The organism is Streptomyces sp. SUK 48 (assembly GCF_009650765.1).
In the GTDB taxonomy this organism is placed as follows: domain Bacteria; phylum Actinomycetota; class Actinomycetes; order Streptomycetales; family Streptomycetaceae; genus Streptomyces.
This window is the reverse complement of record NZ_CP045740.1, coordinates 998,675-1,013,937: the sequence shown is the minus strand read 5'-3', so window position 1 is coordinate 1,013,937 and position 15,263 is coordinate 998,675. Positions and strand designations below refer to the sequence as shown.

Below are 15,263 nucleotides of genomic sequence, written 5' to 3'. Positions count from 1 at the left end.
TCCCACAGATCCTGTTCCAAGGAGGAATCCCCATGCGAGTCGTCATGTTCGGTTACCAGACCTGGGGCCACCGGACCCTGCGAGCGCTTCTCGACTCCGACCACGAGGTGGTCATGGTGGTCACGCACCCCAAGAGCGAGCACGCCTACGAGAAGATCTGGAGCGACTCCGTGGCGGACCTGGCGACGGAGCACGGCGTCCCGGTCGTCATCCGCAACCGGCCCGACGACGAGGAGCTGCTCACGCTGCTCAAGGAGGCGGACCCGGACATCATCGTCGCCAACAACTGGCGCACCTGGATCCCGCCGCGCGTCTACTCCCTGCCCCGCCGCGGCACGCTGAACGTCCATGACTCGCTGCTGCCGAAGTACGCCGGTTTCTCCCCCCTCATCTGGGCCCTCATCAACGGCGAGAAGGAGGTCGGCGTCACCGCCCACATGATGAACGAGGAGCTCGACGCCGGTGACATCGTCGCCCAGCGAGCGGTGGCCGTGGGCCCCTCGGACACGGCGACCGACCTGTTCCACAAGACCGTCGACCTGATCGCCCCGGTCACCATCGGCGCGCTCGACCTCATCGCCTCCGGACAGACCGGGTTCACCCGCCAGGACCGGTCCCAGGCCACCTTCTTCCACAAGCGCGCCGAGGACGACATCCGGATCGACTGGACCTGGCCCGCCGAGGACCTGGAGCGCCTGGTCCGGGCCCAGTCCGCCCCGTACCCGGCCGCCTTCACCTACCACCGGGGCAAGCGCCTCGAAGTCCTCGGCGCCGTCGTCTCCCGGAGCCGCTACGGCGGCACACCGGGCCGCGTCTTCTACCGCGAGGGCGACGGCGTGGTGATCGTCGCCGGCGCCGACGCCCGCACCGGCCGCAACCACGGACTGGCCATCACCCGCGTACGGACCGACGACGGCCGCGAGCTGCCCGCGACCGAGTACTTCACGTCCATGGGCGGCTACCTCACCACCCACCCCTGACCGACCGACCCCACCTCGATCCGCCGCCCGGGCCGGCACCGCGCAAGCCGTGGCGGCCCGGGCGGCCGTCCCGTCAGGGAGATGGCCGCGTGGTGCCCCCCTGGGCACGGGGGGCGAAGAGGATCACTCACCTTGTCCGGACTCGGGCGGGCTGACGAGGAGTACCGGAAGGCGGGTGCCGTGGATGAGGGTCCGGGCCACCGGTCCCAGACCGTGCCGCGCAGATGGCTGTCCTCGCCCCACTCCAGGCGTACCCGGGCACCATGCGTGGTCCCGGCGCGCAGAGCCTTGTCGTACTCGGCGCTCGGCGATGACGACCCCGTCGCCGTCGGCGATCATGCCCGCGCACTTACTTCGATCCGTCCTTGCCGATGATCTGTCGAGAAACCGCCCAACCGCGGAGAGTCCACCAAATCGGCCCCAGGCACACGACATCGGCCACGCTCCAGTCGCGTTAAGACCCTCGCGCGGCACCGAGTACCTCACGATCTGAAGGCATAGCCGCCGGGAGCAGCGAGACAACCGCCAGGGGCATCCGCGCGCTCCTCGGGCCGCTCACCGAGCGGGGCGGGGGCGACGACGGGGTCCGACTTCCGCGCCGCACAGGGAGCACACGCGGGTACCGAGCTGTTCGGCGACCTCCAGCGCCCGCTCCAGGGACGGCAGCGGCAGTCTCTCGGTGCGCACGGCGCCGTGGGAGACGCCGTCGGCCGTCCGCACGCGTTCCGGGGCGTGTACCCACACCCTGTATCCGGCGGCCTGGACGTCGCCGTCCTACTGGCGGCCTCGGCCGAGTGGCTTGATCCGCGCCTACCGGGCCCAGCGATGGGGCGGGCCCGGTGGACGGCGTGTCGTCTTGGGGAGTCAGTACCGGTCGGCTGTGAAGAAGACGCCGCTGGCGGCGGTGGCGCCATCGGGTCCGCCGGCGTTCACGTACTCGTTGCGCCCGCCCGCCACGCTGCCGGTGCCCTCCCGGCCCGCGTCCATCATGAAGAAGCCGCCGCCTGCGGCGGTGGCGCCATAGCGCCCGCCGGCGTTCACGTAGTCGTAGCCCACGCCCGCCACGCTGCCGGTGCCCTCCTGACCCGCGCCCATCATGTGGCTGTACTGCTTCTCGGGGCCGTTCCAATCGTCGGCCTGGGCCGCGGCGGCCAAGGGCACAACTGCGCCCAGGCCCACCATCAGCACCACCGCGGCTCGAGTCAGTGTCGTACGCATCGCAAACCTCATTTCTGCTGGATGAACAAAGAGCCATCGTCATGCCTCGCACAACCCGACCGCTGTCCCCCCGCATAACACGTCGTATAACTCCATTCGGCCTAGACAGAGCACTCGATTCGCCCTGCCGAAGCCACAACTCAGTCGCGGCCGTCATGCTCGACGCTGAGGCCGGGACCGTGCATGCGGTCACCCACACCGATGGCTACACCCAGCGGCGAACGTCGTCCCCGACGCCGCTGCCGTCGGCACGAAGCTGCGCCGGAGCGCCCCGAAACTGATCGCGACGGCCGCCAAGCGGCGCCCGAAGGCCGGCGCCGTCACCGCAGCCGGTGACCCCACCCCTCCCAGCCGAACCGGCCCTTGCGGAAGCGGTGGAGCGGCAGAGCGCCCCAATCCGGGAGCTGTCCCGGCCGGTCACTCCCGGGCCCGACGTCGTCGCGGACGTCGCGCCGGCTCCGAGTGAGCAGGCCCGCACCGAGCACGGCCAGACTGCGACGACCGAATCCGCACCAGCGCGCGGTCTCGTGCAGGGCTCGCTCCACCACCCCGGGGGTCGCGGCGTTCGTGCAGGCCGCGACGGACGGGGAGACTGTGGCCGGGTCCGTGCCGAGCGGCGGAGGGCGGCGGATGCCTTTCACGCGGCCGTACCGCACCGAGTTCGAGCCGAGCGGGCCGGCCTCTGCGGCACCACCGCGTCGCCGCGCCGGAACGGGCGTCGTACCGACTCCCCGCGCCGGTCCACGCGTGGCTGCCCAGCTTCCCGTCTGAGTAGGCCGGTCGAGTAGCCGTACCCATGTCGGCCGAAGGTCCGCCGACGCACGCTGTTCCCATGACGTCGCGGCGGAGGAAATGCCCGGCGGATGAGACCAGTAGCAGCCATTCTGAGGGAGACACTCCATGTCCGAGCGCCTTGTCGTCTCGTCGCTCGTCGGAGCCGCCGCCGTCGTCGGCACCGTCGTGTTCGCCGCCTCCGCCGACGCCGCGGGGCCTGCCGAGCCGACGATCTCCAAGGCTGCCGCCCGCTACGTCACTTCGAGCGCCGGCGGAAGCGCCTCGCTCACCTTCACGGCCACGGTGGCCGACAGCTTGGAGTCGAGAGCCTGAAGGTGCTCGCGTGGCCCGCGAGTTCGGGTCTCGCGCCCACGGCCGACGAGATGAAGGCCGTCGAAGACGCCACGTGCAAGGCGACTTCGACGACGACCTCCGTCTGCACCTACACAGCGAAGAGCTCGGCCCGGGAATCTGCCGCGCTGCCCGAGGGCACCTGGTACGTGTCCGCGCTCGCGACCGCGAAGGACCACCGCACGACCTTCGAGCCCAAGGCCGCGACCTTCACTCTGAAGCACTGACCACCCGGTCCGCACGCGAGGGTGGGTGGTCGAGCACGGGGGCGGGGCGGGTCTTCCCGGCTCGCCCCCGCGCCCCGGCTGCCGCGTGGACGCCGTTTCCGAGCGGTCTCGTAGGCGACCGGACGTAGCAATGCGGTCAGTGACGTGGGATCGCTGTCATCGTGCTCGGCGTGTGGCTCCTCGGGTTCGTGGGCCGGCCCGAGGGCGGCAGCGCACGCTGGTATCGCCGGTGGGCTCGTGTGCTCCCGGCGGTTCACGAGCGTGTTTTCGCAAGGCTCCTGTGAAACACGCGGACACGGGTAAAGGGGTGTGTACGCCGGGGCGGCTGCCGTGAGCGCGGGGGAACCGCGTACCTCCAGACACGGCGGCCGCCCCGGTCCCATGCCGCCGTCCGGGCCGCACCAGGACGGTTCGGGAAGCGGAACCGAGGCCCGCCCGGCCGGTCGAGCGCCCTCACCCCGTCCGCCGGCGCGGACCGGCCGGTGTGCTCACGCGGTGTTCAGGGACTGCTCAGTGGGGTTCACGGGGTGGGGCTGTGACTCCTGGGATGTTTGGATGCTCGGGGTAGCAGGCGAGAAGGGCGGAAAACCATGGCTGACCAGCCCCCTGTGAGCGTTGGCGGCGTCACGTACCGCGTGACCCCGGAGTACCTGGCCAAGGCGTCCGGCAACACGGCGAGCACCGCGACCGAGATCGCGGCCCAGCTCGGTGAGCTGAAGACGTACGTGCAGAGCCTGGAGGCGAGCTGGCAGGGCATCGCCCACACCCAGTTCCAGACCCTCATGGCCGAGTACGACGTCTACGCGCGGATGCTGCACGACGCGCTGGAGGGCATCTCCAAGGGCCTCCAGGGCAACTACGTGAACTACAAGGAATCCGAGCAGCAGAACATCAACAACCTCGTCGCGCTCGGCCAGGACGTGCCGAAGACGCCGTCGGGAACCAACTTCAGCTGACCCGCTGCCCCGGCCGGCCCGCGCGGGCCACGGTCCGGGCACAACCGAGGAGAAGCCATGCCCAATGTTGACGGTACGCCGATCTACGTCGGTGAGGGCCTCGCCGCCGCCGGCGGCACGCTCAACGCCCGGGCCGGGGAGATCTCCGGCGAGCTCCAGGCGCTCAAGTCGCAGCTCGCCCCGCTCGCCGAGGCATGGCGTGAGAGCCAGGCGGCGACGTACTACCAGGACCTCCAGAACGAGTGGGACCTCGCCGCCGACGGACTCTTCGGGCCCGACGGCGTACTCGGCCGCATCGCCCAGGCGATGCATGTCAACTGGAACAACTACAGCGACGCCGAATGGTCGAACGTCTCGACCTGGCGGCACTGAAACCGCCCCGGCTCGCGGGCCGGTGGCCTCGTCCGTCTCCCCACGGCGGCTTCGCACGCACCCCGCCGCCGCCGCGGCCCCGTACGCTCACACTGAAGGAAACATCCGTGCCCGATGAACGCTGCCGGGTCACCGTGGTCGGCGAGCGCAGGCGCGTCGACCTCGCGCTTCCCGCGCAGGCCCCCATCGCCGAGTACACCCCCCGGCTCGCCACCCTGTGCGGCCAGCCGGAGCCCGAGGACCTGGCCCCGGTCTGGTCGCTGGCCGAGGCCGGCGGCGCGCCGCTCGCCCCCGGTTCCTCGCTCGCGGCGGCGGGCGTCCTCGACGGCGCCGTGCTCTACCTGCGCGACCAACGCGCCGCCGAGCGCGAGGAGTTGCACGTCACCGACCTGGACGAGCAGGTCGCGGAGGCCCGCGGGGACGGCGCGCTGTGGAACGCGCGGCAGCGCGCCCACAGCGTCGTGCTCGCCGGGCTCCTCGTCGTCCTCGGCTCGGCGCTCTGGCTCGGCGCGCACCGGCTGACGCACACGGCCTGGGTGCTCGTCGCGCTCATGTCGCCCGCCTGCGCGCTCCTGGCCTGGTACGCCACCCGCAAGAACTGGCCGGTGCCACCCGTGGTGCGCCGTCTCCTCGCCCTCGCCGCCTGTCCCCTGATGGCCGCGGCCGGGCTCGGCGCCCCCGTGCACGGGCCGCACGCCACGCCGGTGGTGCTCGCCCTCACGGCCGTCGTCGGCGCGTTCGTCGGCCTCCTCGCGCTGCCCACGGCCACCACCGTGCTCCTCCAGGTCTTCACCGTCGTCGCGGCGCTGTTCGTCGTTCCGCTGGCCCTGCTGCACGCGGGTGCCGCCGGCTCGGCCGCCGTGGTGGCCACGGTGCTGTTCCTGCTCGCCGGGCTGCTGCCCCGGCTCACCAGCCAGATCGCCGTGCTCGTCCCGATGCACGCGGACACCGGCGCCGCCGTCATCGAGGCGGAGGACGTGGCAGCCGTCGTGCGGCGCGGCAACTGGCTGCTCACCACGCTCAGCGTGGTGACCTCCGCCGGTCTCGCCGTCTCACTCCTCGTCCTCGCCTTCACGAACGACGTCTACGGCCTCGCGCTCGTCACGTGCGTCAGTCTCGGCCTGCTCTTCCAGGCCGGAACCGTCCGCCTGCTCAGCGCGGTGGCCCCGCAGCTCGCGGCGGCCGTCCTCGGCCTGCTCGCCCTCGCCGTGCGCGTTCCCGAGTACGTGCTCGACTCGCGGACGGCCGGGCCGATCGGCGCCTTCGTCGCCGGGATCGTCCTGCTCGCCTGCGGCCTCTTCCTCGCCTTCGGCGCGGCCCTGCGCCCCGCCGAGCAGGAGCGGCCGAGCTGGCCGGGCGGGCTCGCCACCTTCCTGGCGGTCGTCTCCGTCCCGCTCGCCGCCGGGGTCTTCGGCCTCTTCGACAAGCTCGCCAACCTCGGGAGCAGCCTGTGAGGGCCGCCCCGTGTCCCGCACCCGCTCGGCCCGGCTCCCCGCGGGCGGCGGCGCGGCGGCCGCGGGACCACTCGATCCGGGCCGGGCGGACGGGGGCGCGATGAGGCTCGCGGCCGAGCGCGTCGCGCCGGGAAGCTGGGGCGGCCACCGCACGATCGGCTCGGCGGTACGGGCGGCCAAGCCCGGTGCCGTCGTCACCGTGCAGGCGGGCACGTACACCGAGAGCCTGGTCCTGGACCGGGACGTCCGCCTCGTCGCCAAGGGCACCGTACGGCTCGTCGCCGTCCGGGGGCCCGCCCTCACCGTGCACTCCGGGCACGTCGAGATACGCGGCTTCACCGTCGAGTCCGACGCCACCCGCGAGCCCGCCGTCCTGCTGCGCGGCGGCGAACCCGAGCTGAGGGAGTGCGAGATCACCGGCGGTCGCGTCGAGATCGCGGGGACGGCCCACGCCGTGCTCGCCGACTGCTCCGTACGGCGCTCAGGCGCTGCCTCGCTGCGCCTGACCGGCACCGCCCGTGCCGCGCTGGAGAACGTGACCCTCGCCGGCGGCACCGGCGAGGGGCTACGCGTCGAGGACGAAGCGCGCGTCGAGGCGACCGGCTCGCTGATCGACGGCGTCACCGGTCACGGCGTCCTCGTCACCGGCGGGGCACACGCGCGCCTGAGCCGCTGCGAGGTACGCGCGTGCGGTGAATCGGCCGTCCTCGTCGCCGGCCACGCCACCGCGAGCCTCGACGAGTGCCGCCTCCACCAGGCGGGCGGCCAAGGTCTGTGGTCCCGGGACACCGCCGGCCGGCACGCCGACGCCCCCCGGGACGCGGCGCGGGGCGACGGCATCGCGGGGCCCGGCGTCCACCTGCGGGCCTGCGAGATCTTCCGCACCACCGGCGCCGGGGTGCTCGCCGAGGACGGCAGCGCCGTCCGGCTCGACGACTGCCATGTCCACCACACCGACGGCGCGGCCGTCCTCCTCGCGGGCGAGGCGCACGGCGAACTCGTCTCCCTGCGCGCCGTGGACTGCGCCGACAGCGCCCTCGTCGTGCGCGGCGCCGCGCATGTCACCGCCCGCGAGTGCACCCTCGCCCGCACCGGCGCCAACGGCCTCTACGCGGTCGGCGAGCCCGACCTCGTGCTCACCGGCTGCACCGTCCGTGACACCGCCTACACGGCCGTCCACCTCGGCGGTTCCGCCCGCCTGGACGCCCGTGACTGCCTCGTCACCGGCACCCCCGAGTACGGGCTGCGCGTCACCGCGCGCGCCGAACTCCTCGCCACCGGCTGCGAGGTGAGCGGCGCCGAACTGGCCGCCGTCGTCGTCGAGGACGGCGACGCCGCCCTGCGCGAGTGCCGCCTGACCGGCGGCCGCGACGGCGTTCGCCTGCGCACCAGCCACCGCCCCCTCCTCGCCCGCTGCACGGTCTCCGCGAGCGCCGAGAACGGCGTCCGGGTCGGGCCGGGCACCGGGGCCCTCCTGGAGGGCGTGACGGTCACCGGCAGCGGAGGGGCCGGCATCCTCCTGGAGGAGGAGAGCACCGCCGTCGTCCGGGGCGGCACCGTGTCCGCCCCCGGCGGCAGCGGGCTCGTCGTGCGCGCCGGGGCCCACCCCGAGGTGCGCGGCCTCACCGTCGAGGACGCCGCGAAGAACGCCCTGTACGTCGACGAGGGGGGCAGGGGCGGCTACGAGGACTGCCGGCTCAGCAACAGCCGCTTCCCCGCCGTCTACGCCGCCGCCCGCGCCGACTTCCTGCTGCGCCGCTGCACCGTCACCGGCACCGAGAGCGATCTGCTGCGCGCCGAGGGCGCCACCGTGCGGGCCGAGGACTGCCGCGTCGAGGACGTCGCCGAACCGCTGCTGCCCGCACTGGACGCCGGGGACGGCGCGCCCGCCGCGCTCACCGCCACGCCCGCGCGCCGCACGCCGGGCGCGCCGGAGCAGGAGCCGGACGCCGAGGTGACCGAGGAGCGGGACGAGGACGAGGCCGCCGCCCGCCTCGCGGAACTGCACGCCGAACTCGACCGCCTCGTCGGTCTCGACGGCGTCAAGCGCGAGGTGCTGACCCTGACCCGGCTCATGCAGATGGTCAAGGTGCGCCAGGACGCCGGGCTCGCCCCGCCGCCGCTCAGCCGCCACCTCGTCTTCGCGGGCAACGCCGGCACGGGCAAGACCACCGTGGCCCGGCTGTACGGCGGCTTCCTCGCCGCCCTCGGCCTGCTCAGCCGGGGCCACCTCGTCGAGACCGACCGCGGGGACCTCGTCGGCGAGTACGTGGGCCACACCGCGCCCCGCACCGCCGCCGTCTTCAAACGCGCCCTGGGCGGCGTCCTCTTCATCGACGAGGCGTACTCCCTCGTCCCGGAGGGACAGGCGACGGACTTCGGCGCCGAGGCCGTCTCGACGCTCGTGAAGCTCATGGAGGACCACCGCGACGAGATCGTCGTCATCGTCGCCGGCTACCCGAGCGAGATGGACCGCCTGCTCGGCTCCAACGCGGGCCTCGCCTCCCGGTTCACGCGCACCCTCCACTTCGAGGACTACTCCTCGCCCGAACTGGTGCGCATCGTCGAGTACCAGGCGGCGCGCCACGAGTACACGTGCGCGCCCGAGACGCTGGAGGCGCTGCACGGCTACTTCGAGACCCTGCCGCGCGGCGAGCGCTTCGGCAACGGACGCAGTGCGCGGCAGGTCTTCCAGCGGATGACGGAGCGGCACGCCCAGCGCGTCGCGGAACTCGACCTCGGCCCGGCCGGACTGGCCGCCGCCGAACCCGGGCTGCTCACGACGCTCCTGACGGCCGATCTCCCGCCCGAGGGCACGCTGTGACCGGCGCGCCCCTCCACCCCGCGCGCGTCCCGTACGCCGCACCGCGACCGCAGACCCCGGGGACCGGGGGAGAGGAAGGTGTGTCACGCATGGCTGAGGAGGTCACCTTCGAGGAGTTCAAGGCGGACCTGGCGGAGCTGCGGGACACGCTCGGATACGTCCGCACGTCGTCCGAGCACGTCAACGAGCTCATGAACCACATCGACACCGCCATGAAGGGCGTCGGCGCCGACTGGAAATCCCCCGCCTTCGGCACCTTCGACGAGATCACGACGTGGTTCCACCACTGCCAGAACGACCTCAGGAACCTCCTCGCGGACATCGTCGTCAAGATGCAGACGAGCTACGACAACTACCACGCGGTCGAGCAGCAGAACGAGCGCAACCTGCACGACCACGGCGGCGGGAGCGCGGATGCCTGAGCGCTTGCCCGCCGCCGCACGCGCGCGCGGCGCGCTCTCCCGCCGGCGTCCCGGCCGCCCCGCTCGGGGCGGGACGGCGGGGACGCGGGGCTCACGCCTTGCCGGGCGGAGGCGGGAAGCGCGACTCGCGGTCGGCGTGCCCGTAGACCTGCCCGGAGTGGTTGACCAGGGCGATGTACTCGCCGAACTTCTCCAGCGCCGAGCCGACCTGGAGCAGCGCGCGCTCCATCGCCGGGTTCATCTCGGCCGCGAACTCGCGGGCCGCCGGGGCGAACGGGTTGTCGGAGTCCTCGGCCGGGGGCTTGTAGCCGCTGGCCAGGCTCGTGTGCCCCTCCCCGTTGTCGGCCTTGTCCTTCGCGGTCTGCCCGAAGACGGTGTCCTTGGCGGAGGCGACGTGCGCGCGCACCTTCTCGTACTCGTCGACCATCGCGCGCGCCTCGACGAGCATGGACGCCTCGGCGGTGCGCAGCGAGGAGAGGCCCACGCTGAAGTCACCGGCGGGCGGCCCCGGGTCCTTCTTGTCCGCGTTGTCCCCGCCGCCGCCGATGTCCTGCGGGTCCTTGTTGAAGGAGGGCGCGGTCGTCCAGGCGACCTTGTCCTCCGGGACGAGGCCGCTGAGGTCCTTGCCGTTGTCGGCGCTCTTCTCCGAACCGTCGCCGTCCGACGTGTCGGGCTCGGGCAGAGGCGTCGTGTCGTACTTGGACTCTATGGCGCCGCTCATGCTCACTCCCTCGTCTGCCCGGCACCACCGCGGTGCTGGGGTGGCCGGGGACCTGCTCTGAAGAACCCTGCCAGGTTTATCACTTATGTGTTTAATTGTCAGGGCGAGAGCGGTACCGCGCGCGGGAACAAGTCCCGTGCGCCGCACCGCGTTTCGCCGGAAAGGCGCGTCATGGCCGGTGAGGTCGACTACGACTCCTCCTCCCTCCAAGTCTCCCCGCAGGGGGTGGCGTCCTCGGCGAAGAATCTGGTCGAGCTGAGCAAGGAGGTCGCGGACACCACCCGGGCCATCGGCGACCGCATCTTCGGTCTGCGCCTGCGCTGGGAGGGCAAGGCGGCCTCCGAAGCCCAGGCCGTCATGGACGAGTGGAACCGCGTGATGCGCGAGCTGTTCGGCCTCAAGGACGAGAACACCCCCGCCGTCCTGCCGGTGCTCGCCGGCGGCGTCTCGGACGCCGAGCACAACTACTCCCTCGTCGAGAACGGCATCAAGAGCGGCTTCGACAAGTTCCACGACGCGCTCACCGCCGGCGGCAGTTCTGACGACCACCCCAAGGACAAGCCGCCCGGCGAGGAGACCGACACCAACAAGACGGCCATCACCATGACCTTCCCCGGCTGAGCCCCGCGCCCGTGCCGGGAGCACGCCCGGCCCCCGGCCGCGGCGCACCAGCCCCCGTCGCGCCACCGCGCGCCCCGGCGTCCCGCCGCACCCGTGCCCCGCTCCGTCCGACGACAGCCCGCTAGGCAGCCACCGTGAGTCGAACCCCCTTCCACCGTCCCGTCCGGATGACGCCGCCCCCGCCCCGCACGGCGGGACGACGCTCGCCGCCCCGCCCCAACGCCCCCAGCCGCAGGGCGCGGCGAGCTGGCTCATGCTCCTGCTCCCGCTGCTCTCCAGCGTCAGCATGGCGGCGTACATGGTCGCCTACGGGCGGGCCTGGATGATCCTGCTCGGCATGGCCTTCGTCGTGGTCTCCGTCGGCATCACCATCGGCGTGCGGATGCAACTGCGCGGCAACCGCCGCCGCAACCAGTTCCGCCAGCGCGACCGGTACCTGGAATACCTCGCCGGGATGCGCAAGCAGGCCCTGCACACGCGCGCCGAGCAGCGTGCCGCCGATGCCTGGCGCCACCCGCACCCCGACCGCCTCTGGGCGCTGGCCACGCGCCGCCGCCGGGTGTGGGAACGCCGCCCCGGCGACGACGACTTCCTGCGTCTGCGCGTGGGCACCGGCACCGTGCCGCCCCTCGCCCCGCTGCGCCTGCACGAGCAGAGCGACCCCACCGTCGAGCTCGACACCACATGCCGCCACGCCGCCGCCGAACTCGTCGAACAGCACTCCGCCGTCGAGGACCAGGCGGCCTGGCTCGACCTCGGCAACTCCGGCGTCATCAGCGTCCTCGGGCCCCGTGCCAAGGGCCGTGAACTCGCCCAGGCCCTGCTGCTCCAGCTCTCCACGCTGCACGCCCCGGACGACGTGCGGGTCGCCGTCGTCACCGGCGGCCACGCCGCCTGGGACTGGGCCAAGTGGCTGCCGCACGCCCAGCCCGCCGAGCAGGACGGCCCCCCGCGCGAGCAGGAGATCGTGCCGATGCTCGCCGACGACCTCACCGGCCTCCACGACCACCTCCGCGCCCTCCTCGACCAGGCGCTCCAAGCGCGCGCCGAGCGCGGCAACCGGCTGCTCACCCAGCGCGGTGGCGCCGCCCGCCGGCACCTCGTCGTCTTCCTCGACGACTACGAGCCCGAAGCCGCCTGGGCCCGCTCCCCGCTCCTGAACGACCTGCTCACCGAGGCCGGCCCCGACATCGGCCTGCACCTCGTCTGCCTCGTGGACGAGGAGCGCTCGGAGCCGGGCCGCGTCGACGTGCGCGCGCGCACCGACGCGCGCGGCGGCCTCGTCCTGGAGAGCCGCGACCCCGCCCTGCACGCGAGCGTCGAGAAGGCCACCGCCGACGCCGTCGCCCCCGGCGTCCTGGAGGCCGCGGCCCGAGCCCTGGCCCCGCTCCAGCTCTCCGGCGAACGCGAGCAGGTCCTCTCCGAGCATGTCTCGCTCTCCGGGATGCTCGGCATCGCCGACATCGCATCCTTCGACCCGGGCGAGCGCCGCCGCGCCCCCGACGACCGGGAACTGCTCAGCGTCCCCATCGGCGTCACCGGCACCGGCCAGCCGCTCGTCCTCGACCTCAAGGAATCGGCGCAGGGCGGCATCGGGCCGCACGGCCTCGTCGTCGGTGCCACCGGCTCCGGCAAGAGCGAACTGCTGCGCACCCTGGTCACCGGGCTCGCCCTCACCCACTCGCCCGAACACCTCGCCTTCGTCCTCGTCGACTTCAAGGGCGGCGCGACCTTCGCCGGGGTCACCGAACTCCCGCACGTCTCCGGCCTCATCACCAACCTCGCCGACGACCTCGCCCTCGTCGACCGGATGCGCCAGGCCCTTCAGGGCGAACAGCAGCGCCGCCAGCGAATGCTGCGCGAGGCGGGCAACGCCGACTCCGTGCGCGAGTACCAGCTGCGCCGCGAAGCCGGCGGCACCGACTCCGAGGGCCGCGGGCTCGAACCCCTGCCGCACCTGCTCGTCGTCGTCGACGAGTTCGGCGAACTCCTCTCCCAGCGGCCCGATTTCATCGACCTCTTCGTACAGATCGGCCGGGTGGGCCGCTCGCTGGGCATCCACCTGCTGCTGGCCACGCAGCGCCTGGAGGAGGGCCGCCTGCGCGGCCTCGAATCGCACCTGTCCTACCGCATCGGGCTGCGCACCTTCAGCGCCGCCGAGTCTCGCGCCGTCCTCGGCACCCCCGACGCCTACAGCCTCCCCGCCATCCCCGGCTCCGCCTACCTCAAGGTCGACGAGACGGTCTACGAGCGCTTCCGCGTCGCCCATGTCTCCGCGCCCTACCACGGCCACGACCCGGAGGCGCCGGCCGCCGCCCTCGCCCCGCTCCCCTTCGCCGTCCACGGCGAGCTGGCCCCGCTCGCGCCCCGGGAGGAGAAGCCGGACTGGGAGTGGACCGGCAAGGGCACCACGACGGAACTCGCCCTCGCCGTCGAGCGCCTGCTCGGCGAGGACACCCCCGGCCACCGGGTGTGGCTGCCGCCGCTGCCCGCGCACTTCGGCCTCCTGCCGCTGCTCGGTGAACCGGAGGAGGACCCCGAACGCGGTCTCGTCGGGCCGCTGTGGCCGCTGCCGGGCACGCTCAAGTTCCCCGCCGGCGTCATCGACGTACCGGCCCGGCAGGAACAGCGCCCCATCGGCATCGACCTCACCGGACGCCAGGGACACATCGCCCTCGTCGGCGCCCCGCAGAGTGGCAAGTCCACCTTCCTGCGCACCGCGATGCTCAGCGCGATGCTCACCCACACACCCGACGAAGTGCAGTTCTACGCCATCGACATGGGCGGCGGCACCCTCCACGGGCTCGCCGACGCCCCGCACGTCGCGGGCATCGCCGGACGCCGCGACGAGGAACGCGTGCGCCGGGTCCTCGCCGAGGTCGGCCGCCTGATCAGCGCCCGCGAGACGATGTTCCGCGAGCTGCGCATCCAGTCCGCCGCCGAGCTGCGCGCCCGCCGCCTCGCCGGCGACCTCCCCGACGGCGTGCGCGGCGCCGACGTCGTCCTCGTCGTCGACAACTGGGCGGCCCTGCACGCCGCCGAGGACGACGCGGTCACCGCGCTCACCGACATCGCCGCGCGCGGGCTCGGCGTCGGCGTCCACCTGTGGCTCACCGCCAACCGCTGGGCCGAGATACGCGTCGGGCTGCGCGACAGCATCCCCGGCCGCCTCGAACTGCGCCTCAACGACCCCACCGAGTCCGAGATCAACCGCCAGGCCGCCCGCGGCATCGCCCAGGGCCTGCCCGGACGCGGCATCCTGCCGCCCGGCCTCGCCCACCATGTGGCGCTTCCCCGTCTCGACGGCGTGGACTCGGCCGAAGGGCTCGCCGAGGCCGAGCGTGCCCTCGTCACCGCGATCGCCGCCGCCTGGAAGCGGCCCGCGGCCCCCGCGCTGCGCGTCCTGCCCCGCCGCGTCACCGTGCGCGAACTGGCCACCGCCGGCGTGCCCGCGCCGGCCGACCGCTGGGAGGGCCACGGTCCCCGCCTGAGCGAACGCGAGGTGCCCGTCGGGCTGCGCGAGTCCGATCTGACCCCGGTCGGCCTCGACCTCACCTCCGGCGCACCGCACTTCGTCGTCCTCGGCGACTCCGGCTCCGGCAAGACCGCCTTCCTGCGCGCCTGGATGCGCGGGCTCGCCGACCGCTACTCCGCGAAGGAGGCGCGCTTCATGGTCGTCGACTACCGGCACAGCCTCCTGGACGTCGTCCCGCCCGAGTACATCGGCGCACGCGGCGGCAACGCCGACCTCGTCGCCGGCCAGGCGCAGGCTCTCGCCGAGACCCTGCGCACCCGGATGCCCCCGCCGAATGTCACGGCCGCCGAACTCGCGGACCGCAGCTGGTGGCAGGGACCCGAGCTGTACCTCGTCGCGGACGACTACGACCTGGCCGCCGGAGGCATGGGGCAGGGCCCGCTCGCAGTGCTCGCCCCGTTCATCCCGCAGGCCGAGGAGCTGGGCTTCCACCTCGTCCTCGCCCGCCGGGTCGGCGGCGCCGGGCGCGCCCTGCTCTCCGACTCCCTGCTGAGCAAGCTCAAGGAGAACGGCACGAGCGGCCTCGTCCTGTCCGGGGACCACCGCGAGGGCGTCCTCCTCGGCGACCAGCGCGCCCGGCGCGCCGACCCGGGGCGCGGCATCCTCGTGCGCCGCGACCGCGAACCGACGGTCGTACAGATCGCCCTCGACGAGCGCGACGAGCGCGACGAGCGTGACGAACGCGACGAGCGCGACGAAGCCGGGCAGTCCGGGGGTGCCGCGCGCCGCGACGGCGGCACGCCCCCGCACGAAACCGCCGTCGCCCGCTCCTGACCACCCGCTCGCGGGGCCCCACCGGCCCCGCGAG

12 protein-coding genes are annotated in these 15,263 nt (G+C 73.4%); 10 read left to right on the top strand and 2 right to left on the bottom strand.

Annotated features, from left to right (window positions below; all coding sequences use genetic code 11):
- The first annotated feature begins 32 nt into the window (after nt 1-32).
- A complete protein-coding gene (locus GHR20_RS04325; protein WP_153812286.1) occupies nt 33-980 on the top strand; it encodes a methionyl-tRNA formyltransferase in 948 nt (315 codons plus the stop codon).
- An 864-nt stretch (nt 981-1,844) separates the two neighbouring features.
- On the opposite strand, the gene GHR20_RS04320 is transcribed toward GHR20_RS04325, so the two are convergent.
- Complete coding sequence (locus GHR20_RS04320; protein WP_153812285.1) at nt 1,845-2,198, bottom strand: hypothetical protein; 354 nt, start codon at nt 2,196-2,198, stop codon at nt 1,845-1,847.
- A gap of 900 nt (nt 2,199-3,098) precedes the next feature.
- Here GHR20_RS04320 and GHR20_RS38270 point away from each other — a divergent pair.
- The 7 genes from GHR20_RS38270 to GHR20_RS04290 all read left to right on the top strand — a co-directional run bounded on the left by GHR20_RS38270 (nt 3,099) and on the right by GHR20_RS04290 (nt 9,578).
- Complete coding sequence (locus GHR20_RS38270; RefSeq protein WP_343335991.1) at nt 3,099-3,305, top strand: hypothetical protein; 207 nt, start codon at nt 3,099-3,101, stop codon at nt 3,303-3,305.
- 2 nt (nt 3,306-3,307) lie between these two features.
- Nucleotides 3,308-3,550 (top strand): DUF5707 domain-containing protein, encoded by a 243-nt coding sequence (locus tag GHR20_RS38265; protein WP_343335990.1) that lies wholly within the window; start codon nt 3,308-3,310, stop codon nt 3,548-3,550.
- A gap of 608 nt (nt 3,551-4,158) precedes the next feature.
- Nucleotides 4,159-4,506 carry a WXG100 family type VII secretion target gene (locus tag GHR20_RS04310; RefSeq protein WP_111584893.1) on the top strand — a complete coding sequence of 116 codons (348 nt, stop codon included), beginning with the start codon at nt 4,159-4,161 and terminating at the stop codon, nt 4,504-4,506.
- A gap of 57 nt (nt 4,507-4,563) precedes the next feature.
- Nucleotides 4,564-4,878 (top strand): WXG100 family type VII secretion target, encoded by a 315-nt coding sequence (locus GHR20_RS04305; RefSeq protein WP_111584894.1) that lies wholly within the window; start codon nt 4,564-4,566, stop codon nt 4,876-4,878.
- A 107-nt stretch (nt 4,879-4,985) separates the two neighbouring features.
- Nucleotides 4,986-6,332: a type VII secretion integral membrane protein EccD gene (gene eccD / locus GHR20_RS04300; protein ID WP_161214937.1), complete on the top strand. Its 1,347-nt coding sequence runs from the start codon at nt 4,986-4,988 to the stop codon at nt 6,330-6,332.
- 10 nt (nt 6,333-6,342) lie between these two features.
- Nucleotides 6,343-9,156 carry a right-handed parallel beta-helix repeat-containing protein gene (locus GHR20_RS04295; protein ID WP_243877928.1) on the top strand — a complete coding sequence of 938 codons (2,814 nt, stop codon included), beginning with the start codon at nt 6,343-6,345 and terminating at the stop codon, nt 9,154-9,156.
- Between the two features lie 89 nt (nt 9,157-9,245).
- Nucleotides 9,246-9,578: a WXG100 family type VII secretion target gene (locus tag GHR20_RS04290; protein WP_153812283.1), complete on the top strand. Its 333-nt coding sequence runs from the start codon at nt 9,246-9,248 to the stop codon at nt 9,576-9,578.
- A gap of 91 nt (nt 9,579-9,669) precedes the next feature.
- Here the strand turns inward: GHR20_RS04290 and GHR20_RS36695 are convergent, their stop codons facing one another.
- A complete protein-coding gene (locus tag GHR20_RS36695) occupies nt 9,670-10,299 on the bottom strand; it encodes a hypothetical protein (RefSeq protein WP_187279196.1) in 630 nt (209 codons plus the stop codon).
- Between the two features lie 171 nt (nt 10,300-10,470).
- Between GHR20_RS36695 and GHR20_RS36690 the strand changes: the two genes are divergently transcribed.
- Nucleotides 10,471-10,920, top strand: a complete 450-nt coding sequence (locus GHR20_RS36690) for a WXG100 family type VII secretion target (RefSeq protein ID WP_194858807.1) — start codon at nt 10,471-10,473, stop codon at nt 10,918-10,920.
- A gap of 253 nt (nt 10,921-11,173) precedes the next feature.
- Nucleotides 11,174-15,229 (top strand): type VII secretion protein EccCa, encoded by a 4,056-nt coding sequence (gene eccCa, locus GHR20_RS04280; RefSeq protein ID WP_243877927.1) that lies wholly within the window; start codon nt 11,174-11,176, stop codon nt 15,227-15,229.
- Nucleotides 15,230-15,263 lie beyond the last annotated feature (34 nt).